The sequence below is a fragment of the Streptomyces sp. NPDC002130 genome (assembly GCF_040296465.1).
In the GTDB taxonomy this organism is placed as follows: domain Bacteria; phylum Actinomycetota; class Actinomycetes; order Streptomycetales; family Streptomycetaceae; genus Streptomyces.
On record NZ_JBEOXI010000648.1, the window covers coordinates 1 to 1,871 of the forward strand.

Here is a 1,871-nt window from a genome sequence, read left to right on the forward strand (position 1 = left end):
CAGGCCCTTGACGATGGCGGGGATGTCGCGCTGCTTGCAGAAGTCGACGAGCAGGCCGTGGAAGGCCTCCACGCGGACGTTGCCGTACTCGGCGGCCCCGGTTTCTGTAATACGTCACCTGCCGTGTACGACTCGTTCCGCGCGGGAAGTGCTACTGACGGCACGGGTCTCGCGCCCTTTTGCATCAAGGTCAACGACTTTTCCGCAGATTATCTCGATACTGGTCAGGCCGAAATGTTCACCTCCAACATTTCGTATCAGAGCGGGCAGGATATCGCGACCAATACCTGGAAAGACTATCGTCTTCGGGTCAACGAACCGCTGCGTACCGACGGTGCCCGTGTTTATCTGACCGGCCATGGGTACGCGCCGCAGTTCACCGTCACTTTTCCCGACGGACAGTCCCGTACCGAGACGATGCAGTTTCAACCGGACGATGCGGTCACGTTCCTGAGCAGTGGGGCGTTGCGGTTCGATCCGCCAGGTGGATCGTTTCCGAATCCGGACGAGCGCCGGAAGAATCAGATCGCCATCGAGGGACTCTTCGCGCCGACCGCTTCCTTCAGCGGGACGCTTCTGACTTCGTCGTTTCCCGATGCGCGTGACCCTGCGGTCGCGATCGACATCTACAAGGGCGATACGGGTCTGGACACCGGCATCCCGCAATCGATCTTCTCGTTGAACAAGGAAATGATCAACCAAGGAAGGCTGGTCAAACAAGATCGTGTGAACCTCCGCCCTGGAGAGACGCGGACTCTCACCGATGGAACACAGGTTCGGTTCGACGGCGCAAAGGAATTCGCCAATTTGCAGGTGTCGTACGACCCTGTGCAACAGTGGGTTCTCGTTTTTGCGGTCACGATGATGCTCGGACTTCTGATCTCGCTCGTGATCAGGAGGCGACGGATGTGGGTCCGTCTACGCCCGGGGGCGGGACCAGAGCAGGTTGATCTCGAACTCGGCGGATTGGCGAGGACCGATCATGCCGGGTGGGGCGGCGAATTCGACGACCTTCGCGAGAAGTTGGTGGCAGATCAGCGAAGTTCTCCGCCGATGAGAGTGAGCATGTGAAGGTCCCTTCCCTCGAATGTGCACTTGTCAGCGACGGTCACACTGATTCAGGCCCCAAAGATGTCCGGCCCGCGCGGCGCAGCGGCGGAATTGCTCTGCGTTTCGCGTTTTCGGTGGGCGCTGGATGGCTGCTGTTTCTCAGCTTCCCGCCGCGCACGCTGTGGTTTCTCGCACCTGTCGCCATCGCCCTGCTGACGGTTGTTCTCCGGGGGCGAAGTCTCCGGGCAGGTTTCGGATTCGGCTATGCGGCGGGGCTGGGCTTCTTCATGCCCTTGCTTCCGTGGGTCGGGGCGTACGTGGGTCCGATCCCGTGGTTGGCGTTGGCGTCGATAGAAGCGGTCGCATTCGGAGTGTTCGGCGTCCTGGCAGTGGCGGTCGGTCGCGCTCCGCTCTACCCGGTGTGGATTGCGGGCGCATGGGTAACCACAGAAGCGCTTCGTAGTCGAGTTCCGTTCGGCGGTTTCCCTTGGGGGCGTTTAGCTTTCGGGCAAGCAGACAGTCCGTTGCTACCGTTGACGGCGATAGCCGGGGCAACGGGACTGCCGGTCCGCCGGCATTCATCGCGTCCTGCCCGCGGGCGAGCATCCCCATCGAGATGTCGAGACCGACGGCCCGAGCACCGTGTCCGGCGAGCCATCGGGCGCACGGCGCCGATCCGCAACCCACTTCCAATATGTCTTTGTCGACTATGTCGCCGAGCAAGTGCATTCCTGCTCTGCCTGGTCGCGGGTGTGGACAACGACACGGTCGCCGACTTCTTCACCGCCAACCGTCCCTGTCCGTGACGAAAAACGCTCTGG

At 61.6% G+C, this 1,871-nt stretch carries 1 protein-coding gene and 3 pseudogenes; 2 read left to right on the forward strand and 2 right to left on the reverse strand.

Going from position 1 to position 1,871, the window contains the following annotated elements; genetic code table 11:
• Positions 1-93, reverse strand: a pseudogene (locus ABT116_RS43980) (pantetheine-phosphate adenylyltransferase); the annotation flags it as partial.
• Between the two features lie 30 nt (positions 94-123).
• Here ABT116_RS43980 and ABT116_RS43985 point away from each other — a divergent pair.
• Both ABT116_RS43985 and ABT116_RS43990 read left to right on the forward strand, forming a co-directional pair.
• Positions 124-1,071 carry a cytochrome c biogenesis protein ResB gene (locus ABT116_RS43985; RefSeq protein WP_351646450.1) on the forward strand — a complete coding sequence of 316 codons (948 nt, stop codon included), beginning with the start codon at positions 124-126 and terminating at the stop codon, positions 1,069-1,071.
• A gap of 113 nt (positions 1,072-1,184) precedes the next feature.
• Positions 1,185-1,601, forward strand: a pseudogene (locus ABT116_RS43990) (apolipoprotein N-acyltransferase); the annotation flags it as partial.
• 22 nt (positions 1,602-1,623) lie between these two features.
• Here the strand turns inward: ABT116_RS43990 and ABT116_RS43995 are convergent.
• A pseudogene (locus ABT116_RS43995) lies at positions 1,624-1,779 on the reverse strand (class I SAM-dependent methyltransferase); the annotation flags it as partial.
• Positions 1,780-1,871 lie beyond the last annotated feature (92 nt).